Origin of the sequence: Comamonas thiooxydans (genome assembly GCF_002157685.2) — a bacterium.
GTDB classification, from domain to species: domain Bacteria; phylum Pseudomonadota; class Gammaproteobacteria; order Burkholderiales; family Burkholderiaceae_C; genus Comamonas; species Comamonas testosteroni_H.
In genome coordinates, this window is sequence record NZ_AP026738.1 from 1,610,891 (window position 1) to 1,632,375 (window position 21,485).

18 protein-coding genes and 11 tRNA genes are annotated in these 21,485 nt (G+C 60.7%); 23 read left to right on the top strand and 6 right to left on the bottom strand.

Annotated elements, in window-relative coordinates; all coding sequences use genetic code 11:
• Nucleotides 1–13: 13 nt before the first annotated feature.
• Nucleotides 14–1,309 (bottom strand): glycine betaine/L-proline ABC transporter ATP-binding protein ProV, encoded by a 1,296-nt coding sequence (gene proV, locus CTR2_RS07310; protein WP_140401103.1) that lies wholly within the window; start codon nt 1,307–1,309, stop codon nt 14–16.
• 718 nt (nt 1,310–2,027) lie between these two features.
• Nucleotides 2,028–2,666, bottom strand: coding sequence for a YqhA family protein (locus CTR2_RS07315; protein ID WP_172415253.1), 639 nt, complete (start codon nt 2,664–2,666; stop codon nt 2,028–2,030).
• A gap of 359 nt (nt 2,667–3,025) precedes the next feature.
• Between CTR2_RS07315 and acs the strand changes: the two genes are divergently transcribed.
• Both acs and CTR2_RS07325 read left to right on the top strand, forming a co-directional pair.
• On the top strand, nt 3,026–5,020 hold the full coding sequence (acs, locus tag CTR2_RS07320; protein ID WP_087085933.1) for an acetate--CoA ligase: 1,995 nt from the start codon (nt 3,026–3,028) through the stop codon (nt 5,018–5,020).
• A 141-nt stretch (nt 5,021–5,161) separates the two neighbouring features.
• The gene (locus tag CTR2_RS07325; RefSeq protein WP_087085932.1) at nt 5,162–5,617 is read left to right on the top strand and encodes a Signal transduction histidine kinase; all 456 of its coding nucleotides are present in this window, start codon (nt 5,162–5,164) and stop codon (nt 5,615–5,617) included.
• A 108-nt stretch (nt 5,618–5,725) separates the two neighbouring features.
• Here the strand turns inward: CTR2_RS07325 and argG are convergent, their stop codons facing one another.
• The 4 genes from argG to CTR2_RS07345 all read right to left on the bottom strand — a co-directional run bounded on the left by argG (nt 5,726) and on the right by CTR2_RS07345 (nt 8,868).
• Entirely contained in the window at nt 5,726–7,063 is a 1,338-nt protein-coding gene (argG, locus tag CTR2_RS07330) for an argininosuccinate synthase (protein ID WP_003057205.1), read from the bottom strand.
• 106 nt (nt 7,064–7,169) lie between these two features.
• Complete coding sequence (gene ppnP / locus CTR2_RS07335) at nt 7,170–7,487, bottom strand: pyrimidine/purine nucleoside phosphorylase (protein WP_003057202.1); 318 nt, start codon at nt 7,485–7,487, stop codon at nt 7,170–7,172.
• 149 nt (nt 7,488–7,636) lie between these two features.
• Nucleotides 7,637–8,380: a glycine zipper 2TM domain-containing protein gene (locus tag CTR2_RS07340; RefSeq protein WP_087086090.1), complete on the bottom strand. Its 744-nt coding sequence runs from the start codon at nt 8,378–8,380 to the stop codon at nt 7,637–7,639.
• Between the two features lie 125 nt (nt 8,381–8,505).
• Entirely contained in the window at nt 8,506–8,868 is a 363-nt protein-coding gene (locus CTR2_RS07345) for an ArsC family reductase (RefSeq protein WP_087085931.1), read from the bottom strand.
• A 100-nt stretch (nt 8,869–8,968) separates the two neighbouring features.
• Between CTR2_RS07345 and folC the strand changes: the two genes are divergently transcribed.
• The 21 genes from folC (at nt 8,969) to CTR2_RS07450 (ending at nt 21,481) form a co-directional block, all read left to right on the top strand.
• The gene (gene folC / locus CTR2_RS07350) at nt 8,969–10,294 is read left to right on the top strand and encodes a bifunctional tetrahydrofolate synthase/dihydrofolate synthase (RefSeq protein WP_087085930.1); all 1,326 of its coding nucleotides are present in this window, start codon (nt 8,969–8,971) and stop codon (nt 10,292–10,294) included.
• Between the two features lie 58 nt (nt 10,295–10,352).
• Nucleotides 10,353–11,300, top strand: a complete 948-nt coding sequence (locus tag CTR2_RS07355) for an SPOR domain-containing protein (RefSeq protein ID WP_087085929.1) — start codon at nt 10,353–10,355, stop codon at nt 11,298–11,300.
• A gap of 28 nt (nt 11,301–11,328) precedes the next feature.
• Entirely contained in the window at nt 11,329–11,826 is a 498-nt protein-coding gene (locus tag CTR2_RS07360; RefSeq protein ID WP_087085928.1) for a CvpA family protein, read from the top strand.
• Between the two features lie 105 nt (nt 11,827–11,931).
• Nucleotides 11,932–12,078 carry a hypothetical protein gene (locus CTR2_RS07365; RefSeq protein WP_003057184.1) on the top strand — a complete coding sequence of 49 codons (147 nt, stop codon included), beginning with the start codon at nt 11,932–11,934 and terminating at the stop codon, nt 12,076–12,078.
• Complete coding sequence (purF, locus tag CTR2_RS07370) at nt 12,023–13,531, top strand: amidophosphoribosyltransferase (RefSeq protein ID WP_087085927.1); 1,509 nt, start codon at nt 12,023–12,025, stop codon at nt 13,529–13,531. Before CTR2_RS07365 ends, purF begins: the two co-directional genes overlap by 56 nt.
• 304 nt (nt 13,532–13,835) lie before the next feature.
• Nucleotides 13,836–15,047 carry an O-succinylhomoserine sulfhydrylase gene (locus tag CTR2_RS07375; protein ID WP_003061097.1) on the top strand — a complete coding sequence of 404 codons (1,212 nt, stop codon included), beginning with the start codon at nt 13,836–13,838 and terminating at the stop codon, nt 15,045–15,047.
• Nucleotides 15,048–15,197: 150 nt separating this feature from the next.
• Nucleotides 15,198–16,604, top strand: coding sequence for a glutamate--tRNA ligase (gene gltX / locus CTR2_RS07380; RefSeq protein ID WP_087085926.1), 1,407 nt, complete (start codon nt 15,198–15,200; stop codon nt 16,602–16,604).
• Nucleotides 16,605–16,671: 67 nt separating this feature from the next.
• Nucleotides 16,672–16,747, top strand: a tRNA-Ala gene (locus tag CTR2_RS07385).
• Nucleotides 16,748–16,790: 43 nt separating this feature from the next.
• Nucleotides 16,791–16,866 (top strand) — tRNA-Glu (locus CTR2_RS07390).
• Nucleotides 16,867–16,914: 48 nt separating this feature from the next.
• Nucleotides 16,915–16,991, top strand: a tRNA-Asp gene (locus CTR2_RS07395).
• A gap of 86 nt (nt 16,992–17,077) precedes the next feature.
• Nucleotides 17,078–17,153, top strand: a tRNA-Glu gene (locus CTR2_RS07400).
• 48 nt (nt 17,154–17,201) lie between these two features.
• Nucleotides 17,202–17,278 (top strand) — tRNA-Asp (locus tag CTR2_RS07405).
• Nucleotides 17,279–17,286: 8 nt separating this feature from the next.
• Nucleotides 17,287–17,362 (top strand) — tRNA-Ala (locus tag CTR2_RS07410).
• Between the two features lie 43 nt (nt 17,363–17,405).
• A tRNA-Glu gene (locus CTR2_RS07415) sits at nt 17,406–17,481 on the top strand.
• A 48-nt stretch (nt 17,482–17,529) separates the two neighbouring features.
• Nucleotides 17,530–17,606 (top strand) — tRNA-Asp (locus CTR2_RS07420).
• A gap of 8 nt (nt 17,607–17,614) precedes the next feature.
• Nucleotides 17,615–17,690 (top strand) — tRNA-Ala (locus tag CTR2_RS07425).
• A gap of 43 nt (nt 17,691–17,733) precedes the next feature.
• Nucleotides 17,734–17,809: transfer RNA gene (locus CTR2_RS07430), tRNA-Glu, on the top strand.
• A gap of 48 nt (nt 17,810–17,857) precedes the next feature.
• Nucleotides 17,858–17,934 (top strand) — tRNA-Asp (locus tag CTR2_RS07435).
• A 276-nt stretch (nt 17,935–18,210) separates the two neighbouring features.
• Nucleotides 18,211–18,609 (top strand): hypothetical protein, encoded by a 399-nt coding sequence (locus CTR2_RS07440; protein WP_087085925.1) that lies wholly within the window; start codon nt 18,211–18,213, stop codon nt 18,607–18,609.
• 330 nt (nt 18,610–18,939) lie between these two features.
• The gene (locus tag CTR2_RS07445; RefSeq protein ID WP_087086089.1) at nt 18,940–20,229 is read left to right on the top strand and encodes a TolC family protein; all 1,290 of its coding nucleotides are present in this window, start codon (nt 18,940–18,942) and stop codon (nt 20,227–20,229) included.
• A 46-nt stretch (nt 20,230–20,275) separates the two neighbouring features.
• Nucleotides 20,276–21,481: an efflux RND transporter periplasmic adaptor subunit gene (locus CTR2_RS07450; protein WP_087085924.1), complete on the top strand. Its 1,206-nt coding sequence runs from the start codon at nt 20,276–20,278 to the stop codon at nt 21,479–21,481.
• Nucleotides 21,482–21,485: the final 4 nt, after the last annotated feature.

Here is a 21,485-nt window from a genome sequence, read left to right on the forward strand (position 1 = left end):
CGGCTCCCTTCTTTTATTGCGCTGCATGCTGGGCAGCTTGCGTGTTGGGCTTGGGCTGGAAGTGCTGGTCCAGCTTGATGGGCGGAATTTCTTTCTGGGGTGGCGGCACCGGCGGGGTGGCGCGATCCAGGAACTTGAGCATGGTGGTGCGACTGATAACGCCCAGGTACTTGCCCTCTTCATCCACCACGGGAAGCGGGTAGGCAGGAGTGGCTACGGTGCCGAACAGTTCGGCCACCGGCGTGCTGCTGGCGATGGGTTGCACATCGGAGATGAAGGCGTGCTTGAGGCCCAGCATTCCCTCGTGGCCGTGCAGCGCATCGCGCAGCGACTGCGACGAGACCACGCCCAGAAAGCGTTTGCGGGCATTGAGTACATAGGCGTAATCGCGGTCGGAGTCCTCCAGCAGGCGAAGCGCGGCGCGGCAGCCACGGTCGCTGTGTTCGGAAATCACGGTCAGCGCCTGACGGGCGATGTCGGCGGCCTTGAACACGGCTGCCGCATCCACGCCCTGAATGAAGGTGCGCACATAAGCGTTGGCCGGGTTGCGCAGAATCTCGTCGGGCGTGCCGACCTGCTGCACCATGCCGTCCTTCATGATGGCGATGCGGTCGCCAATGCGCATGGCTTCGTCCAGATCGTGAGAGATGAAGACGATGGTGCGGCGCTTGATTTCCTGCAGACGCAACAGTTCGGACTGCATCTCGGTGCGGATGATGGGGTCCAGTGCCGAGAAGGCTTCGTCCATCAGCAAAATGGACGGGTCGGAGGCCAGCGCGCGGGCTAGGCCCACGCGCTGCTGCATGCCGCCGGAGAGCTCGTCTGGATAGCTGGCGCCCCAGGCGCCCAGGCCCACCTGCTCCAGGGCATCCTGTGCCTGCTGCTGGCGCGTGGCGCGGTCCACGCCGGCCAGCTCCAGACCAAAGGCCGTGTTGTCCAGCACCGTAAGGTGGGGCATGAGGGCAAAGGACTGGAACACCATGGAGATGTCCTTGCGGCGCAGCGCGCGCAGTTCCTTGTCATTGAGCGTATTGATGTCCTGGCCGTCGACCAGGATGCGGCCGCTGGTGGGCTCGATCAGGCGATTGAGCATGCGCACCAGGGTGGACTTGCCCGAGCCCGACAGGCCCATGACTACAAAGATTTCACCGGCTTCGATGGTGAAGTCGGCGTCGAACACGCCGATGGATTGCCCGGTCTGGGCGAGGATCTCCTGCTTGCTCCGGCCCAGTTTCACCAGGTTGAGCGCGGTTTTCGGATCGTTGCCGAAGACCTTGAAGACATGATCGATAGCGATTTGCTTGGCCACTGTGGCGTTCTCCTTTTTGATGAGATGGAACACAGTCCAGCGCCCACAGCCGGCAATGCCGGTGGGCGCTGGCGCACAAGCCAAAATAAAAGCCCTGATGCCGCAGCTCAGCCCGGCCTTGTGGACAGGGCTGCGCAATGCAGATGGCGCAGCGATAGCGCCGAGTTTTCAGCCCGGATGGCACAGTCAGGTGTGCGCAAGAGCTGGCAAATTGGAAGAAGCAGCTGGCAGGCAGAGCAGGTACCGACTGGCACGCATCTGCACGGCTTCTTGTCAGGCCAACCCCGGCACATCGGCCGGGGAGAGCCCCCTGCATCAGGGCCGTGTTTCGGCCCGGTTGACGGGGCTGCGCCAAAGAGCGGCAAGCGCTCTTGAATTGACACAACGATCCGCCGGGAAGTGAGTCAACCGCATCTCAACAATGCGTTGACGACCTGCACGGCAGGTTGTAAATGACTTTTTAATATATCGAATCGAGTTTTATGCGTCAAATCAAGCTGTAAGCTTTGCCGCCCGCATCCGCCGGAAATGGCGCTGCTGAAACATTCGCATACGTAAAAGTGGCTGGCGCAAGTCATTGATAGATAAGGACTTACGCAGGATTGACGGATTATTTTTGCCGGTTGTCAGCTTTTGACGCGTTTTACCGCTGCCACGGGCATGAAAAAAGCCCCTTCATGGTCAACCATGCGGGGCTTTTTGGGGAAGGCGTGCTGTCTCAATGATGAGCGCTTTGGGTGAGCTTGTCGGTCAGCGCAATGGCCAGGGCGCTGAGCAGGAAGACCACGTGGATGATGGTCTGCCACATCAGTACCTGCACTTCATAGCTGCCGGCGTTGATAAAGCTTTTGAGCAGGTGGATGGAGCTGATGCCGATGATGGACAGCGCCAGCTTGACCTTGAGTACCGAGGCATTCACATGGCTCAGCCACTCGGGCTGGTCGGGGTGGGATTCCAGGCCCATGCGGCTGACAAAGGTTTCGTAGCCACCCACGATGACCATGATCAGCAGGTTGGAGATCATGACCACATCGATCAAGGCCAGTACCACCAGCATGATGATGGTCTCGTTCAGATGGGTGATCTGGACATCGCTTTTGTAGCCAATATTGGTGATCAGGGCATGCAGGGCTTCCTGATTGCCGAAGACAGCCTCCACCAGATGCCAGAGCTCCAGCAGAAAGTGCCAGACATAGACACCTTGGGCGGCAATCAGACCCAGGTACAGCGGCAGCTGCAGCCAGCGGCTGGCAAAGATCAGCGAGGGCAGGGGACGCAATACGCCGGAAGGCTGGTAGCCGCCATGCGGCGTGTGGTGGTTGGGGTTGCCTGCTTCGTCGGAAGGGATGCGGCTCATGATGTGTATGCGGGGCTGGCTGGATGCGATGGGTGGGCAACGGGATGCCGCCACCTTGTAAGACTGGTTTTGCTGGGGCCGCGTCCCGGACTGCCTGCGCCTTCGAGAGCTGGCCGCAACGTGGGCCCCGGCCTCTGGAGCAGCAGGTGCGCGATTCTAAGGGTTTGTTCCGGGGTGTTTTGAGAAAAGTGCAAGCAAATCAACACCAAGCAGTTGCTTTCTGCTGCAAAAATGGGAGCGAATGACGGGCTTGACGGCGCGCAAAAGCCGCTTCTCAATTTCAGTCAGTGGGGTGTAAGACCGAGCCTTGACAGTACACCCACAATTATTTCATTGCTTATGCATCAGGAGACAAAACGATGAGCGCTGCGACATCAACCATCGAATCCGTGCTGGTGGAAAACCGTGTGTTCCCGCCCCCTGCGGATTTCGCCGCCAAGGCCCGCATCTCGGGCATGGCGCAGTACCAGGCCTTGTGCGACGAAGCCGAACGCGACTATGAAGGCTATTGGGCACGGCTGGCCCGCGAGAACGTGAAGTGGACCAAGCCCTTCACCCAGGTGCTGGACCAGAGCAACCCGCCGTTCTACAAATGGTTTGCCGACGGTGAGCTCAACGCCAGCGCCAACTGCCTGGACAAGCACATGGGCACGCCCGTGGAGAACAAGACGGCCATCATCTTTGAAGCCGACGGCGGCGAGGTCACCAAGGTCACTTACAAAGAGTTGCTTGCCCGCGTGAGCCAGTTCGCCAACGCACTGAAGGCGCGCGGCGTGCAAAAGGGCGATCGCGTGCTGATCTACATGCCCATGACCATCGAGGGCGTGGTGGCCATGCAGGCCTGCGCACGTATCGGCGCCACGCATTCCGTGGTGTTCGGCGGCTTCTCGGCCAAGGCCGTGCAGGAGCGCATTGTGGACGTGGGCGCCAGTCTGGTCGTCACCTCCAACTACCAGATGCGTGGCGGCAAGGAGCTGCCGCTCAAGGCCATCGTCGATGATGCGATTGCGCTGGGCGGCTGCGAAGCCGTCAAGAGCGTGCTGGTCTACGAGCGCACGGCCACCGCCTGCAATATGGTCGCGGGCCGCGACATCAGCTTCACGGATGCACTGGCCGGCCAGTCCACCGAGTGCGAGGCCGTGCCCGTGAATGCCGAGCACCCGCTCTTCATCCTCTACACCAGCGGCTCCACCGGCAAGCCCAAGGGCGTGCAGCACGCCACCGGCGGCTATGTGCTGTGGGCCAAGCAGACCTTCGAATGGACCTTCGATGTCAGGGACAGCGATGTCTTCTGGTGCACGGCAGACATCGGCTGGATCACCGGCCACAGCTATGTGGCCTATGGCCCGCTGGCTGCCGGTGCCACGCAGATCGTCTTCGAAGGCGTGCCGACCTTCCCCAATGCCGGCCGCTTCTGGCAGATGATCGAGCGTCACCAGTGCAGCATCTTCTACACGGCGCCCACGGCCATCCGCTCGCTGATCAAGGCGGCCGACTCCGACCCCAGCGTCCACCCCAGGAACTGGAATCTGTCCAGCCTGCGCCTGCTGGGCTCGGTGGGCGAGCCCATCAACCCCGAAGCCTGGATGTGGTATCACAAGCATGTGGGCGGCGAGCGCTGCCCCATCGTGGACACCTTCTGGCAGACCGAGAACGGCGGCCACATGATCACGCCGCTGCCCGGTGCCACGCCTCTGGTGCCCGGCTCCTGCACCCTGCCTCTGCCCGGCATCACGGCCGCCATCGTCGACGAGGCCGGCAACGAGATCCCCAACGGAGCAGGCGGCATCCTGGTGGTGAAAAAGCCCTGGCCTTCGATGATCCGCACCATCTGGGGCGATCCCGAGCGCTTCAAGAAGAGCTACTTCCCCGACGAGCTCAAGGGCTACTACCTGGCTGGCGACGGCGCCGTGCGCAGCGAGGATCGCGGCTACTTCCGCATCACGGGCCGTATCGACGATGTGCTCAATGTCTCCGGCCACCGCATGGGCACCATGGAAATCGAGTCGGCCCTGGTGGCCAAGACCGATCTGGTGGCCGAGGCCGCCGTGGTCGGCCGTCCCGACGACCTGACCGGGGAAGCCATTTGCGCCTTTGTGGTGCTCAAGCGCGGCAAGCCCACGGGCGAGGAAGCCAGGCAGATTGCGGCCGAGCTGCGCAACTGGGTGGCCAAGGAGATCGGCCCCATTGCCAAGCCCAAGGACATCCGCTTTGGCGACAACCTGCCCAAGACCCGCAGCGGCAAGATCATGCGCCGCCTGCTGCGTTCGCTGGCCAAGGGGGAGGCGATCACCCAGGACACCAGTACCTTGGAGAATCCAGCGATCCTGGAGCAGTTGTCGGAGACCAATTGAGCCGGCGAATGCCGTTGATCTGAACGCATGACGACGACAAGGCCGCTGGCAACAGCGGCTTTGTCATTTCTGGCGCTTGCTGACGCAAGCCGATGCGATCTTGGGTTAAAACAAGGCATCCCGGAGTACAAGGAGAAGAGCATGAACTTTCGCACCATCTGCATTGCCCTCATCGTGGCCCTGATTGCCGTATTGGCCGCTTTCAACTGGACGGCGCTGTCGGCTCCTGCCGCGGTTTCGCTGGGCGTGACCGAAATCCAGGCACCGCTGGGCGTGCTCATGCTGGGGCTGACGATTTTGCTGAGCGTGTTCTTCATCGCCTATGTGCTGTGGATGCAGGGCTCGGTGCTGCTGGAGGCGCGTCGCCACGCCAAGGAGATGCAGGCCCAGCGTGATCTGGCCGACAAGGCCGAGGCTTCGCGCTTCACCGAGCTGCGCAGCGTGCTCGAAGCACTGCATGCCAGGGACAAGGAAGAGGTGATGGCCCGGCTCGACGTGCTGGAGGCGCATCTGGTGCAGCGTGCCCAGGAGTCGGACAACAGCACGGCCGCCTATGTGGGGCAGCTCGAGCAGCAAGTGCATCAGATCAATCGCTGATGCTGCAGTATTGATAGCTTTTGGTGCTTTGTCCGCAAGCGATTAAGGTGTATTCAGCATGAAAAAAGCCGCTGCACTGCAGCGGCTTTTTCGCGGACGCGGACCGAATTACTTCTTGTCGTTGCCCAGCTGCGGCAGAGCGTTGGCGCTGCTCACGCTCAGCAGGCCGGCTTGCGAATAGATGGCCAGCTTGGCGCGGGTGTCGATCAGGTCCAGGTTGCGCATGGTCAGCTGGCCGATGCGGTCGATGGGGCTGAAAGGCGCGTCTTCGACCTTTTCCATGGACAGACGCTCGGGAGCGTAGGTCAGGTTGGGCGACTCGGTGTTCAGGATGGAGTAGTCGTTGCCTCGGCGCAGTTCCAGCGTCACGGTGCCGGTCACGGCGCGGGCCACCCAGCGCTGCGAGGATTCGCGCAGCATGATGGCCTGGGGGTCGAACCAGCGGCCCTGGTACAGCAGACGGCCCAGGCGCAGGCCGTTGATGCGGTACTGCTCGATGGTGTCTTCGTTGTGGATGCCGGTGACCAGGCGCTCGTAGGCAATGTGCAGCAGGGCCATGCCGGGGGCTTCGTAGATGCCGCGGCTCTTGGCTTCAATGATGCGGTTTTCGATCTGGTCGCTCATGCCCAGACCGTGGCGGCCACCGATGCGGTTCAGTTCCAGGAAGACTTCCACGGCATCGGTGTATTCCTTGCCGTTGATGGCCACGGGGCGGCCTTCTTCGAAGGTGATGGAGACTTCTTCCGCCTTGACTTCGACTTCGGGCTTCCAGAAAGCCACGCCCATGATGGGGTTCACGATGCGGATACCGGAGTTCAGGAACTCCAGATCCTTGGCTTCGTGGGTGGCGCCCAGCATGTTGGAATCGGTGGAGTAGGCCTTTTCGGCCGACATCTTGTAGCCGAAACCTTCCTTGGTCATGAAGGCCGACATTTCGGCACGGCCGCCCAGCTCGTCGATGAAGTTGCTGTCCAGCCAGGGCTTGTAGATCTTCAGTGCCGGGTTGGTGAGCAGGCCGTAGCGGTAAAAGCGCTCGATGTCGTTGCCCTTGAAGGTCGAGCCGTCGCCCCAGATGTTGACGTCGTCTTCCTTCATGGCAGCCACCAGCATGGTGCCGGTCACGGCACGGCCCAGGGGTGTGGTGTTGAAGTAGGTGATGCCGCCAGTGGAAATGTGGAAGGCGCCGGACTGGATGGCGGCAATGCCTTCGTTGGCCAGCTGGGGACGGCAGTCGATCAGACGGGCCTTTTCTGCGCCATATTCCATCGCCTTGCGGGGAATTTCGTCGTAGTCGGCTTCGTCGGGCTGGCCCAGGTTGGCCGTGTAGGCGTAGGGCAGGGCACCCTTGTTCTTCATCCAGCGCAGAGCGGCAGAGGTGTCCAGGCCGCCGGAGAAGGCGATGCCGACCTTCTGGCCGACGGGAACATGTTGCAGAATGGTTTCCATGAGATTTCTCTTCAAAGTGATAGCTGCAAGCGCTTGATGGGTAAGCGATTGGGGCTGAAAAGGCTTGAAATTCTCGGGTCTGGCCCGACGCCGGGCCAGGCGCGGATCAGGCGTAGTGGCAGATGTAGTGGTAAGCCTCGGTCACGCGGATGTCGAACTTGGAGTTCGCGGGAATCTGGAAGCTCTCGCCGGCCGAGGACTTCTTCCACTCGTCGCTGCCGTCGAGCTTGTATTCGCAGGAGCCGCCCACGCATTCCATGATTTCTGCAGCTGCGGTGCCAAAGGTCAGCGTTGCAGGCAGCACCACGCCCACCGACTTCTTGGTGCCGTCGGCCAGCGTGAAGCTGTGGCTGACGCACTTGCCGTCAAAGTAAACATTGGCCTTGGTGGTGAGGCTGACGCCTGCGATGGTTTCGGTGGTCATGGAAGAAGTACGCTGTGCGTGGTCGAAGATCAAAAGCATTGATTTTAGGCCACGGGATTTGCACCTGCGCGAATGCCAGGCAAAGGCAGGAAAAACAAGAGCCCCGTGAAGGGGCTCCTGGGCGGCCTGCAAGGCCGGATCGGCTCGGGTCAGCGGCGCCAGCCATGGCCGCCATGACCGCCGTGCCAGCCCGGACGGTAGTAGTGGCCAGGACGGGTGGCGTAGTAGGCGCCCGCACCAATGGCTGCGCCGATCAGCAGCGGCGCAACATAGTCAGAGGCCGAATAGGTCGAGCCTACCGAATAGGTGGGCGCCACGGGTTGAGGGGCGTAATAGCCGCTGTCGTAATTCTGCGGGTAACTGGTGCTGTAGGCGCCCTGAGGAGGCGTCTGGGTGCTGTAGTAGCCGTCGTTGCTGTAGACAGGGTCGTTGGCCACGGGTTGCACATTCAGCGCAATCCATCGGCCGGGCGGGTTGGCTGTCTGTGTGGTGTAGTTGCGACCGTTGTACTCATAGGTCACGTTGTAGCCCACGGTACGGTTCTGATAGAAGGTCTGCGTGCTGCACTGGCGCATGTTCTGGTACTGCACGGGGCCGGAGGCCTCGGCCTGATTGCCCAGCATGGCACCGCCGACCACGCCGGCTGCCGTGGCCGCGGCACGGCCGCCGCCGCCACCGATGGCACTGCCGATCAGGCCGCCGGCAATGGCTCCGACCACGGCACCTGCACCGGTGGGGCGAGGAGCGACCGCCACCGGCTGATCGCTGCAGACTTGCTGCGGCACGGCGACTTGCTGGGTGATGGGGGTCGAGGACAGCACGCGGCCCTGCTCCTGGGCATAGGCCCCGGCGGCGGCCACGGCGGTCAAAGTCAAAACTGCCAGAGTTTTCATCAACATCTCTCCTGTCTCTGAAGCTTTAACGCACCAGATCACCAAAAAGTTTAGGGGATCTGTGTAAATTCAAGCTCTCGGCCCCGTAAAACTAGGTAAAGCCATGTGTGAATGTGAGCGGTTGCTCAGGCGCTTCGCGTCGCATTCCAGTCATCAGCCTTGAAGCCGACGGTGATGGTCCCGTCAGCCCATTCCACCACGGGGCGCTTGATGGTGCTGGCGTGCTCCTGCATCACGGCAGCGGCACTGGCTGCGTCAACGGCAGCGGCTTTGGTCGCATCATCGAGCTTGCGCCAGGTCGTACCCTGGCGGTTGAGCAGCTTTTCCCAGCCAACAGCCTGCATCCACTGGGGCAGACGCTCGGCAGGAACGCCTTGCTTCTTGAAATCGTGGAACTGGTAAGTAATACCTTGCTCACTGATCCAGCTGCGTGCTTTCTTGACAGTGTCGCAATTGGGGATGCCGTAGACGGTGGTGATCTTGCTCATGGTGTTCGGTATCGGTGAAACGGTTGGAGTCAGATGTAACGCATTTGCCAAGTGCCGGCAGCCATAGGGCCTCTGACAGTGGGCGACAATAGCGCCCAGTATGCACACCATATTTCCCACCTTGGATGCCTGGCTGGCTTATTGCGAGCGCCTGCATCCCCAGAACATCGCCCTGGGTCTGGATCGCGTGCGTGAAGTCGCACAGCGCATGGGCCTGCAATTCGACTGCCCCGTCATCACGGTGGCCGGCACCAATGGCAAGGGTTCGACCTGCGCCATGCTGGAGGCCGTGGCACTGCAGTCCGGCTTTCGCCCCGGTGTCTATACCTCGCCGCATCTGGTTCACTTTGAAGAGCGCTGCCGTGTGGGCGGCGAGATCGTCAAGGCCGAGGAGCTGATCCCGCATTTTGAAGCGGTGGAGCAGGCCAGGGTCAAGGATGGCAAAGAGGTTGCACTCACTTACTTCGAGTTCACCACGCTGGCGATATTGCGTCTGATGAGCCTGTCCAGGCTGGATGTGGCGATTCTGGAAGTGGGCCTGGGAGGCCGCCTCGATGCGACCAACATCATCGATGCCGACTGCGCCATCATCACCAGCATCGATCTCGATCACATGGAACTGCTGGGTCCGGACCGCGAAAGCATAGGCCGCGAAAAAGCCGGCATCATGCGCGCCGGCCGTCCCGTCATCGTCAGCGACCCGGTGCCGCCGCAAAGCGTGATCGATCACGCCGCCGAAATCGGTGCCGACCTCTGGCGCTTCGGCAAGGATTTCAACTACGACGGCGACAAGCAGCAATGGGGCTGGGCCGGCCGTGGCCGCCGCTATGCGGGGCTGGCCTATCCGGCGCTGCGTGGTGCCAATCAGCTGATGAATGCCTCCGGCGTGCTGGCCGCCTATGAGGCCATTCGCGGCAAGCTGCCGGTGACGGCACAGGCCGTGCGCACGGGCTTGTCCATGGTGGAGCTGCCCGGTCGCTTCCAGATCGTTCCCGGTCAACCCACGCTGGTGCTGGATGTGGCGCACAACCCGCATTCGGTGGCGGCGCTCACCGCGAATCTCGATGCCATGGGCTACTTCCCGACCACGCATGCCGTGTTCGGCGCCATGGCCGACAAGGACTGGGAGCCCATGCTCACCAAGGTGGGGCCGTTGGTCGACCGCTGGTATTTCACCGATCTGCCCACACCGCGTGCGGATTCCGCAGAAAACCTCAAGGCCAAGCTGCAGCAGTTGCAGGCACAGGGCGTGATCCGCAAAGATGTGAGCATGCAGACCTTCGCCAATCCGCAGCAGGCCCTGGATGCCGCAGTCGCGGCCTCGGAGGCGGCTGATAGAATCGTGGTCTTTGGATCGTTCTTCACCGTGGGCGGAGTGTTGCAAAACGGCACGCCTCGTCTGAACGCCAAACACCTGGCTCACTGAGCCAGCGGTCCGTCGCCCCGGCATCTGCCGGTCGGCGGGCCTCAACAAGTCCTCACTCATGGCATTTTTCAATTTCCGTTGGCCTGGCAAAAAAGACGAAGCCGAGTCCGTGGCTGGAGCCAAGCGCCCCAGTCGCCTGGCACAGGGCGAAAGCGTGGAAGCCATGCGCCGCCGCGCACGTCATCGCCTCATCGGGGCGGCCGTGCTGGTGCTGATTGGTGTGGTGGGCTTTCCGCTGCTGTTCGATACGCAGCCACGTCCCATTCCGGTCAATATCCCGATTGAAATTCCCGATCAGGCCAATTCCGCCCCTGAGGTCGTGCCTGGCGCCCATGTGGCGAGCCAGACGGCCGCTCCATCGGGGCGTGTTGCTGCCAATGCTTCCCTGGATGACGGCGAAGAAGTGCTTGCGCCCTCGGCCAGGCCTGCCGTTCCTGCGGCTACTGCTCCTGCGGTGGGTGCTGCGGTGACTGCGGCTGCTGTCGGCACTGCCGCTGCGGTGGCATCTCAGGTCAAGCCCGAGCCCAAACCAGAAGTCAAACCTCTGCCCAAGCCGGAGCCCAAGCCCGAGGTAAAGCCCGAGCGCAAGCCGGAGTCCAAGCCCGAAAAGCCCAAGGCCGAGGTCAAGCCAGAGGTTAAACCCGAGATCAAGAAGCCGGAAGCCAAACCCGAGCCCAAGCACAAGCCTGAAGCACCCAAGGTGGACGAGGCCGCTCGTGCCCGTGCACTGCTTGAGGGGCGCAGTACCTCGGAAGCTGCTCCGGCCAAGGAGGCTGCAGCGACTAACGAACGCTTTATCGTTCAGATTGGCGCCTTTGCCGAGGTCGGCAAGGCCAACGAAATCAAGGGCAAGCTGGGTGCCGGAGCCTTTACCCAGACCGTGGATACCAAGGACGGCAAGCGCACACGGGTTCGCATGGGGCCTTTCAAGAGCCGCGAGGAAGCCGAGAAGGCTGCGGCCAGGGCCAAGTCCCTGGGCTTGCCCGCATCGGTGTTCAAGGCTTGAGTCCGGTTTTCCGGCAACGGTTTGATTGATGAGCACGCTGGACTGGATGTTTGTGGCCGTTGTGCTGGCCTCCTTGTTGCTAGGAGCCTGGCGCGGTCTGGTCTACGAAGTCCTGTCTCTGCTGGGCTGGGTGGTGGGCTTTGTGGTCGCACGCAGCTGGGCGCAAGAGGTGGCGGTATGGCTGCCGCTGGACGGCTGGGACATGCAGCTGCGTTATGCGGCAGGCTTTGTGCTGCTGCTGGTGGGCTCCATGTTTGCCTGGGGAGTGATCTCCTGGCTGTCCAAGCAGTTGATTGAAGCCGTGGGGCTGAGGCCTGTGGATCGCACCTTGGGCGCCTTGTTCGGTGTGCTGCGCGGCGGCCTGCTGCTGTTGGTGCTGGTGCTGGTGATCCAGTACACGCCGTTGCACAAGGCCTTGTGGTGGCAGGACTCGGCTCTGGCGCCCTGGCTGAGCGAGGTGCTGGGCTGGGCGCTGCCGGCACTGCCGCAGGAGTGGGGGCAGTATCTGCCCAGGGCTTCCTCTTGAAGCGAAGTTTTTTGCCGCAATTTACCTCTGGGTTGAAAGTGGCTAAGGCGCTTGCTGTAAAACGCAGTGGGTGCCGACGAGAGTTTGGTGTTGGCGTGATCCGCCATGCCGGATATCAAAGCGCAGGCTAGCCAATGGGTGGCGAAGCAGGCGAGTGTGGCGAAGGGCGACTTTCGCGAACAGATGGAACGCAACTATGTGTGGAATCGTTGGTGTGGTGAGCACCACACCCGTGAATCAGCTGATTTATGACGCTTTGCTGCTGCTGCAGCACCGTGGGCAGGATGCAGCCGGCATCGTGACCCAGCAGGAACGCAAGTTCTTCATGCACAAGGCCAAGGGCATGGTGAAGGATGTGTTCCGCACCCGCAATATGCGTGCTCTGCCCGGTGATGTGGGTCTGGGTCAGGTGCGTTATCCCACGGCGGGCAATGCCTCCAGCGAAGAAGAGGCTCAGCCCTTCTACGTGAATGCGCCCTTCGGTATCGTCATGGTGCACAACGGCAATCTCACCAATGCCAAGCAGTTGCGCCGCGAACTGGCGGATACCGATCACCGCCACACCAACACCGAAAGCGACTCCGAAGTCCTGCTCAACGTGCTGGCGCATGAGATCGGTCGCGCCTCCAGCGGCGCTCCGCTGCAGAGTGAGGAAATCTTCAAGGCCGTGCGTGCGGTGCACAAGCGCATCAAGGGCTCCTACGCCGTGATCGCGCTGATCGCCGGTTACGGCCTGCTGGCCTTCCGCGATCCCTTCGGCATTCGTCCGCTGTGCATGGGCCGCGGCAGTGATGGCACCATCATGCTGGCCAGCGAGTCCGTGGCGCTGGAAGGTACGACCCATCAGTTCGAGCGCGACATCGCTCCCGGCGAAGCGATCTTTGTGCACAACGACGGCCGCATCGAGAGCCAGCAATGTGCTGAAAAGACCCAGCTCAATCCCTGCGTGTTCGAGTATGTGTATCTGGCACGTCCCGACTCCACCATGGACGGTATCTCGGTCTATCAGGCTCGTCTGAACATGGGTGAGACGCTGGCCAAGCGCGTGATCTCCATGGTGCCTCCCAATGAAATCGATGCGGTGATTCCCATCCCCGAGTCGAGCCGCCCCAGCGCCATGCAACTGGCCCAGTTGCTGGGCAAGCCCTATCGCGAAGGTTTTGTGAAGAACCGCTATGTGGGCCGTACCTTCATCATGCCCGGCCAGGGGGCGCGCAAGAAGTCGGTGCGCCAGAAACTCAATGCCATCAGCAGCGAGTTCAAGGGCCGCAATGTGCTGCTGGTCGATGACTCCATCGTGCGCGGCACCACCTCCAAGGAAATCGTGCAGATGGCGCGCGATGCCGGTGCCAACAAGGTGTATCTGGCCTCCGCTGCGCCTCCCGTGCGTCACCCCAATGTGTATGGCATCGACATGCCCACGCGCTCCGAGCTGGTCGCTCACGGCCGCACGGTCGAGGAAATTCGCCAGGTCATCGGCTGCGACGCGCTGATCTACCAGGACGTGGAAGCCATGAAGCAGGCCGTGGGCAAGATCAATGCCCAGGTGAGCGGTTTCGAGGCCTCCTGTTTCGACGGCATCTACATCACTGGCGATATCTCCGATGAAGAGGTGACGGCGCTCAACGAGGGCCGCAATCGTGGCAGCGAAGAGGAGAGCGAAGACACTTCGCGCCTGTCCCTGCCGAATGCTCAGGAAAGCTGAGCGCTGGCGTTTGATCGCAGCGAATGACTGAGTGTGAAAGGGTTGCTGAGGCAACCCTTTTCATTCGGGAGGACAATGGCAGAGCCGTGCGGTCGGTGTGCTCTTTAATAGTGAGTACATGACGTATGTCCATAAAGTGTTTGAGTCTGATTTGACTCAGATCTTTTGGCATGTGAGCAAGGCATATTCAAAGACCGGCATGGCGAGTGCCGCCGGTCAAGCTGGTAGAGCAGCATGCGTGCGGGCCTGATTGGCGGTCTGCAGCAGACTCATGACCGGTACCAACCATCTGGATTTGACGATTGTGACCAACAAGACATTACCCGAAGGTTTGCATCCTGAAACTCTGGCCGTGCGCGAAGCGGTCGAGCGCAGCCAGTGGGGCGAGCATTGCGAAGCCCTGTACATGACCAGCAGCTTTGTGCAGCCCGATGCGGCGACCGCAGCGCGCCGCTTTGCCAATGAAGAGCCGGGCTTCACCTATAGCCGCACCGGCAATCCCACGGTCACCAGCTTTGAAAAGCGTCTGGCGGCCATGGAAGGTACGGAATGTGCGGTCGCGACTTCCACCGGCATGTCGGCCATCTTGCTGGTGGCGCTGACGGCGCTCAAGACAGGCGATCACGTGATCTGCTCGCAGTCCATGTTCGGCTCCACCATCAAGCTGCTGGGAACCGAGATGGCGCGCTTCGGCGTGGAAACCACGTTTGTCTCGCAGACCGATATCGAAGCCTGGAAGGCGGCCATCAAGCCCAACACGCGCATGCTGTTTGCCGAGACGCCCACCAACCCGCTGACCGATCTCTGCGACATCGCCGCACTGGCCGAGCTGGCGCACGCCAATAACGCGCTGCTGGCCGTGGACAACAGCTTCGCCACTCCCGTGCTGCAGCAGCCCGTGAAGTTCGGCGCCGACCTCGTCGTGCACTCGGGCACCAAGTTCCTCGACGGCCAGGGCCGCGTCATGGCCGGTGCGGTTTGCGGCACCATTGCCCTCGTGGACAAGGTCATGGGCACTTTCCTGCGCAGCGGTGGTCTGAACATCGCTCCCTACAACGCCTGGACGGTGATGAAGGGCCTGGAAACCCTGGCTTTGCGTGTCAAGGCGCAAAGCGCTGCGGCGCTGGAGTTTGCCGCCTGGCTGGAAGCCCACCCCAAGGTGGCGCGTGTGTACTATCCGGGCCTCAAGAGCCATCCTCAGCACGAGCTGGCCATGCGTCAGCAAAACGGCATGGGCGGCGCCGTGCTGGCATTCGACGTGGTGGGCGAGGGGGCCGAGCAGCTGCGTGCCAATGCCTTCCATGTGGTCGACAGCACCCGTCTGTGCTCGATTACGGCCAACCTCGGTGACGTGAAGACCACCATCACCCATCCCGCCAGCACCTCGCATGGTCGTCTGACCGAGGACCAGCGTCAGGCTGCCGGCGTGGGTCAGGGCCTGATTCGTATTTCCGTGGGTCTTGAGCATCTGGAAGACCTCAAGGTCGATCTGGCTCGCGGACTGGATACGCTGTGACATACCCCCTGAGTCGCTTTGCGCCTTCTCCCCTCAAGGGGACGATGCCTGTGCTGCGAGGCGGCTCTTGCTCGGCATCTCTGACCGAGACTGCGTGCGCATCAAGCGCCGCAGCCTTGGTGCGGGGAATGTCGTACAAGGATTTCTGATATGACAAACAAAATTCGCACCCGCTTTGCCCCTTCGCCCACGGGCTTCATCCATCTGGGCAATATTCGTTCCGCCCTCTACCCCTGGGCTTTTGCGCGCGCCAATGGCGGCGACTTCGTGCTGCGCATTGAAGACACCGATCTGGAGCGTTCCACCCAGGCTTCCGTGGACGTGATCCTGGAAGGTATGGAATGGCTGCAACTGGACCACGACGAAGGTCCGTTCTACCAGATGCAGCGCATGGATCGCTACAAGCAGGTGCTGGCCACGCTGCAGGAAAAGGGCTATGTCTACCCCTGCTATATGAGCATGGAGGAGCTGGACGCGCTGCGTGAAAAGCAGATGGCGGCCAAGGAAAAGCCCCGCTATGACGGCACATGGCGCCCCGAGGAGGGTAAGGTGCTGCCCGCCATTCCCGAAGGCGTGAAGCCCGTGCTGCGCTTCAAGACTCCGCAAACCGGTGTGGTGGGCTGGGACGACAAGTGCAAGGGCCGTATCGAGTTCCAGAACTCCGAGCTGGACGATCTGGTGATTGCCCGCCCCGACGGAACGCCTACGTACAACTTCTGCGTCTGCGTGGACGACATGGACATGAACATCACTCATGTCATCCGTGGCGACGACCATGTGAACAACACGCCGCGCCAGATCCACATCTTTGAAGCGCTGGGTGCCACCGTGCCTACCTTTGCCCACCTGCCCACCGTGCTCAATGAGCAAGGCGAAAAGATGAGCAAGCGCAACGGTGCCAAGGCCGTGACCCAGTACCGCGATGAAGGCTATCTGCCTGATGCCATGGTGAACTATCTGGCCCGCCTGGGCTGGAGCCACGGCGACGACGAAATCTTCAGTCGTGCCCAGTTCTTGGAGTGGTTCAACCTGGATCACCTGGGCCGCAGTGCCGGCCAGTTTGATGAAGCCAAGCTGCGCTGGGTCAATGCCCAGCATCTGAAGGCCATGGACGATGCCGAGCTGGCTCAACTGGTCAAGCCCTTTGTCGTCAAGGCGGGTGTGGCAGAGAGCCTGATCGACGCCGACGACCGTCTGGTGCGCATTGCTGCCTTGTTCAAGGATCGTTGCGAGACCTTGGTGGATCTGGCCAACTGGGCCAAGGTCTTCTATGTGGACAGCGTGGAGCGTAATGCGGAAGACTACGCCAAGCATGTGACCGAGGCAGCCAACCCCGTGCTGGATGCATTTGCTGCCGTGGTGGAAAACGTGGAATGGACCAAGGAAGCCATTGCGGCTGCGATCAAGGAGCTGCTCAAGGCGCAGGGCGTGAAGATGCCCGTGCTGGCCATGCCCGTACGCGTTTTGACGGTGGGCACAGCCCATACGCCCTCGGTCGATGCGGTGCTGGAATTGCTAGGACGTGAAAAAGTTATCGCGCGTTTGAAAAATCGCTAAAAACCTGTCTATAATTCGAGTCTCTGCAAAACGCGACTGATTAAAAGGTTGTCTTGCAGAGAGTTTTGGGGGTATAGCTCAGCTGGGAGAGCGCTTGCATGGCATGCAAGAGGTCATCGGTTCGATCCCGTTTACCTCCACCAAAATTTTGACGGCAAGTCGCAAGACTTGAATCGTTCTAGGATTGACCCTATCGTCTAGAGGCCTAGGACATCACCCTTTCACGGTGAGTACCGGGGTTCGAATCCCCGTAGGGTCGCCAAGTTTGAAGCGCTTGCAGCTATATAATATGTAGCAAAGCTTCCTGCCAGGAGTGGTAGTTCAGTTGGTTAGAATACCGGCCTGTCACGCCGGGGGTCGCGGGTTCGAGTCCCGTCCACTCCGCCAGTTTGGCTAGTCGCTTGATTAAAAAAGCGCCTTTATTTGCAAAAGGCGCTTTTTTAATCGATGCGAAAGCAGAGATTCTAGGTTATGACCCTATCGTCTAGAGGCCTAGGACATCACCCTTTCACGGTGAGTACCGGGGTTCGAATCCCCGTAGGGTCGCCAAGTTTGAAGCGCTTGCAGCTATATAATATGTAGCAAAGCTTCCTGCCAGGAGTGGTAGTTCAGTTGGTTAGAATACCGGCCTGTCACGCCGGGGGTCGCGGGTTCGAGTCCCGTCCACTCCGCCACAGTTTTTGGGGGTATAGCTCAGCTGGGAGAGCGCTTGCATGGCATGCAAGAGGTCATCGGTTCGATCCCGTTTACCTCCACCAAAATTTTGACGGCAAGTCGCAAGACTTGAATCGTTCTAGGATTGACCCTATCGTCTAGAGGCCTAGGACATCACCCTTTCACGGTGAGTACCGGGGTTCGAATCCCCGTAGGGTCGCCAAGTTTGAAGCGCTTGCAGCTATATAATATGTAGCAAAGCTTCCTGCCAGGAGTGGTAGTTCAGTTGGTTAGAATACCGGCCTGTCACGCCGGGGGTCGCGGGTTCGAGTCCCGTCCACTCCGCCACAGTTTTTGGGGGTATAGCTCAGCTGGGAGAGCGCTTGCATGGCATGCAAGAGGTCATCGGTTCGATCCCGTTTACCTCCACCAAAATTTTGACGGCAAGTCGCAAGACTTGAATCGTTCTAGGATTGACCCTATCGTCTAGAGGCCTAGGACATCACCCTTTCACGGTGAGTACCGGGGTTCGAATCCCCGTAGGGTCGCCAAGTTTGAAGCGCTTGCAGCTACATGATATGTAGCAAAGCTTCCTGCCAGGAGTGGTAGTTCAGTTGGTTAGAATACCGGCCTGTCACGCCGGGGGTCGCGGGTTCGAGTCCCGTCCACTCCGCCAGATTCGAAAAGCCGCAATCAAGCAATTGATTGCGGCTTTTTTTTGTCTGTGGCGATCTGGCAGGTCTGATGTGCTCCTGACTTTCTAGCAAGATACCCTTGCCATGCAAGTGCTATGGCGATACGCTATCGTTCACCCTTACAGATGTTGACAAAAGTTTTCCATGGGGGAACTTTTGCTGCCAATCGGTACACCATCTTGTCACCATCGGGCCTGCTTCCCGGTGACTGTCTCATCCCTTCATTGTTGTTCGTTTAACCACAGCTCCTTCGATCCATGCGCCCGGCGTCTTCCTTTCTGCTGTCGCTGCTGATGTTTGCCTCCATCATCGGGGTGCAACTCATCGCCATGTGGCCCGCAGGTTCGCAAGATGTGGTGGCCATGGCTTATGTACTCGACGCAGAGCCGCACGAATACGGTGTCGATGTGCTGCAGGAGTTCGAGGACGATGTGGAGGAAGATACGGTGGAGTTCTCCATTCATCGTCCACATCGCACTGCCGAACTCAATCCGGCGCAAGATGATCGCAATGAATTGTTTGGCCCTCCTGAAGCGGTAGCTGTAGGTGTGGCCGATGTCCGGGTGCCTCCTCAGGGGCATGTGGTGCACCCGACTCATCCCTGGCCGGAAAGCATATTGCGTCCGCCAAGTCTCGGCCTGCCGCAGGCAGGCTAGCTCCAGCTCAGCTGACGTCATCACGTCAGAACGTTTGCGCTGGGCTTTTTAGACCCCGATACCTGCCGCCCGTTATTCCAGCGCCTGCTGGCCTGGAATGTGCTTGTCTGCAGAGCATGGCTCTGAGACAGGTCTGGGGCTGCATCACCTGCTCAGGTGTAACTGATCCTGCATCGCGTGCGGCAGCCGCCGCATGTGCATGACGGGTTTTCGACCCTTTCCTCACTTTATCTGCCCTCAAGAAGGCAGCTGTGTTCTATGTTCAATAGATCGATAGTGCCGGCTTTTTTACCGGCCAAGGCCAGCAAGAATTCTTCTGGCCATGCGCCACTGCGGAGCCCCAAACGCGCGGCTGTATTCGGCTTGTGCCTCGCTGCAGCTCTGGCTGCGCATGCTCAGACCCATTCTCATGGCACACCACAAATCAGCAGCACCATTTCAGATCAGGCGCAGCCCAAGCTGACTTTGACGCAGCTGGTGCAGACCGTGCTGGACAACAATCCCGAGCTGCGCTCCGTGCAGCAGTCGAGCCTCACGGCTCAGGCTGCCGTGGTCAGCGCTGGCGCGCTGCCCAACCCCAAGCTGGAGTGGAGTCGCGGCGACAACAAGGCGCGTCTGGCATCGGCCACGCCCGGCAATGTACAGACCATGGGGCTCTCGGTTCCCATAGAAATGCCTTCGGTGCGCGCTGCTCGTATCGAGGCGGCGCAAGCCGGGCAGCGAGCATCCGTGCACCAGATTGCAGCATCGCGCAATGCACTTGTGGCTCAGGTCAAGCTCAAGGCCTACGAGGTGGTCCTGCGACAGGCGCAGGCACAGGCCGCCTATGACGCCGTCAAGCTGCTGGAACAGGCCCATGAGCGTGTACGCGTACGTGTTTCCAGCGGTGAGGCGGCGCGTTACGAAATCATCAAGGCTGATGCCGAACTGATCAACGCTCGTCAGCAGGAGCAGTCTGCCCGTTTGCTGGCCGAGCAGTCCCAGCTCACGCTCAATCGTCTGGCTGCAGGTCAGTTGCCCAATCGCTTTGATCTGGCCCTGTCTCTGCAGGATCCGGTGGAGAAAGCGCAGTTGCAGAACATCAACTGGCAATCCCATCCGGAGCTGCTGCAGTTGCAGTCCGAGGTGGACAAGGCCGAAGCGCAGAAGAACGGCGCCAAAGCCAGCCGTTGGCCGGGTCTTGAGCTGCGTTACGCGCAGACGCGCGAGCCCGATATCCGCAATAACACCATCGGCGTGAGCATGCAGATTCCGTTGTTCGACCAGCGTCGCGGCCCGATTGATGAAGCCGCTTCGGAGGCCGAGCGTGCTCGCCTGCGCATGGAAGGTCGCAAGGCCGAACTGGAGCAACAAATGTTGCAGGCCTGGAAGGTCATGGAAATGGCGCAGGTGCGCATCAAGGCCTTGAGCGAAGGGTCGGTGCGCGAGGCTGAATCGGCCCTGCGCGTAGCCGAGGCTGCTTACCGCTTCGGCGAGCGCGGCATTCTGGATGTGCTGGATGCCCAGCGCGTGCTGCGCACGGTGCGCGCCGACTTGCTTGAAGCCCGTTATCAGCAGCAATCCGCCCGGATTGAACTGGATTTTCTGGCTGGTCGCTATGCCCAGCCTTCCTCGCTTTGAGCTTTCAAAGTCAAGACCACGTTTTCGTATTTTTTGAATTCGCTTTATGTCTTCTCATCATCACTCCAGGACTGCGCGTCCCGCCTCTCTGGTTCTGGCACTGGCGTTGGCCGGGCTGACAACATTGACTCTGACTGGCTGCGGCAAGGAGGAGTCGGCTGCTGCGGTTGCTGCAGCAGATACCAAGGCCGAGCTTGACCCCATGGAAGTGGTTGTCTCGGCCGAAATGGCAACCAACTTCAAGACCGCCGCGGTAACGCAGGCCGAGGTTGCATCGGTGCAGGAAGTTGCCGGTCGCATTGAAGCCAACGAACGCAAGGTCACCCGGATCGGTGCGGCCGTGACAGGACGTGTGACCGAGGTGCTGGCCGAAACCGGTGATCGCGTCAAAGCTGGTCAGACCCTGGCGCGCGTCGCCAGCCCCGAGCTGACCACGGCTCAACTGGCCTATATGCGTGCCAGCGCCACGGCGACTCTTGCCGAGCGCTCCGTAGAGCGGGCGCGTCAGCTGATTGCTGCCGATGTGATCGGCTCTGCAGAACTGCTGCGTCGCGAATCAGAAGTGCAGATTGCGCGCGCAGAGTTGAGGGCTGCTGGCGATCAGCTCAAGCTGATGGGCTTGTCCGCCGATGCGCTGAGCAGTTTGCGCTCCAAGGGCAATGTGGCACCGAATGCCGCCATCACGGCTTCTGCTGCAGGTATCGTGATCGAGCGCCAGGTCAGCCAGGGCCAGGTGGCTCAGCCGGGGGACCCTCTGTTCACTGTGGCAGATCTCTCCAATGTCTGGGTGGTAGGCGCCCTGCCTGAGCAAATTGCACGCAGCGTGCAGACTGGCCAGAACGTGCAGATCGATGTGCCGGCGCTGGGGCTGACCGTCGAGGAGACGCCTATCTCGGGCAAGATCATCTACGTGGGTGACACCGTGTCCCCCGAAACCCGCACCGTGACCATTCGCACTCAGGTGGACAACAAGGATCTGGCACTGAAGCCCCAGATGCTGGCCACCATGAAGATCCAGGGGGCCATGGAGAAGACTCTGGCAATCCCGGCGCTGGCAGTGGTTCGCGAGAACGACAAGGATCATGTCTACGTCAAGAAAGCCGAAAACCACTATCGCCTGACGCCGGTGGAGTTGGGGGCGGTCAGTGGTGGTCTGCGACCTGTGGTCAAGGGGTTGAGCGAAGGCTCCCAGATCGTGATCGAAGGTGCATTCCACCTGAACAACGAGCGCAAGCGCGCAGAACTGGAGTAAGCCC

What these genes read in the sequence shown, in the direction of transcription:
- CTR2_RS07315 (WP_172415253.1), bottom strand. Translation starts at nt 2,666, where the DNA reads ATGAGCCGCATCCCTTCCGACGAAGCAGGCAACCCCAACCACCACACG.
- ppnP (WP_003057202.1), bottom strand. Translation starts at nt 7,487, where the DNA reads ATGACCACCGAAACCATCGCAGGCGTCAGCCTCACCACCAAGGCCAAT.
- CTR2_RS07325 (WP_087085932.1), top strand. Translation starts at nt 5,162, where the DNA reads ATGAACTTTCGCACCATCTGCATTGCCCTCATCGTGGCCCTGATTGCC.
- folC (WP_087085930.1), top strand. Translation starts at nt 8,969, where the DNA reads ATGCACACCATATTTCCCACCTTGGATGCCTGGCTGGCTTATTGCGAG.
- CTR2_RS07360 (WP_087085928.1), top strand. Translation starts at nt 11,329, where the DNA reads ATGAGCACGCTGGACTGGATGTTTGTGGCCGTTGTGCTGGCCTCCTTG.
- CTR2_RS07440 (WP_087085925.1), top strand. Translation starts at nt 18,211, where the DNA reads ATGCGCCCGGCGTCTTCCTTTCTGCTGTCGCTGCTGATGTTTGCCTCC.
- CTR2_RS07345 (WP_087085931.1), bottom strand. Translation starts at nt 8,868, where the DNA reads ATGAGCAAGATCACCACCGTCTACGGCATCCCCAATTGCGACACTGTC.
- CTR2_RS07340 (WP_087086090.1), bottom strand. Translation starts at nt 8,380, where the DNA reads ATGAAAACTCTGGCAGTTTTGACTTTGACCGCCGTGGCCGCCGCCGGG.
- acs (WP_087085933.1), top strand. Translation starts at nt 3,026, where the DNA reads ATGAGCGCTGCGACATCAACCATCGAATCCGTGCTGGTGGAAAACCGT.
- CTR2_RS07450 (WP_087085924.1), top strand. Translation starts at nt 20,276, where the DNA reads ATGTCTTCTCATCATCACTCCAGGACTGCGCGTCCCGCCTCTCTGGTT.
- purF (WP_087085927.1), top strand. Translation starts at nt 12,023, where the DNA reads ATGTGTGGAATCGTTGGTGTGGTGAGCACCACACCCGTGAATCAGCTG.
- gltX (WP_087085926.1), top strand. Translation starts at nt 15,198, where the DNA reads ATGACAAACAAAATTCGCACCCGCTTTGCCCCTTCGCCCACGGGCTTC.
- CTR2_RS07355 (WP_087085929.1), top strand. Translation starts at nt 10,353, where the DNA reads ATGGCATTTTTCAATTTCCGTTGGCCTGGCAAAAAAGACGAAGCCGAG.
- argG (WP_003057205.1), bottom strand. Translation starts at nt 7,063, where the DNA reads ATGGAAACCATTCTGCAACATGTTCCCGTCGGCCAGAAGGTCGGCATC.
- CTR2_RS07365 (WP_003057184.1), top strand. Translation starts at nt 11,932, where the DNA reads ATGCCGGATATCAAAGCGCAGGCTAGCCAATGGGTGGCGAAGCAGGCG.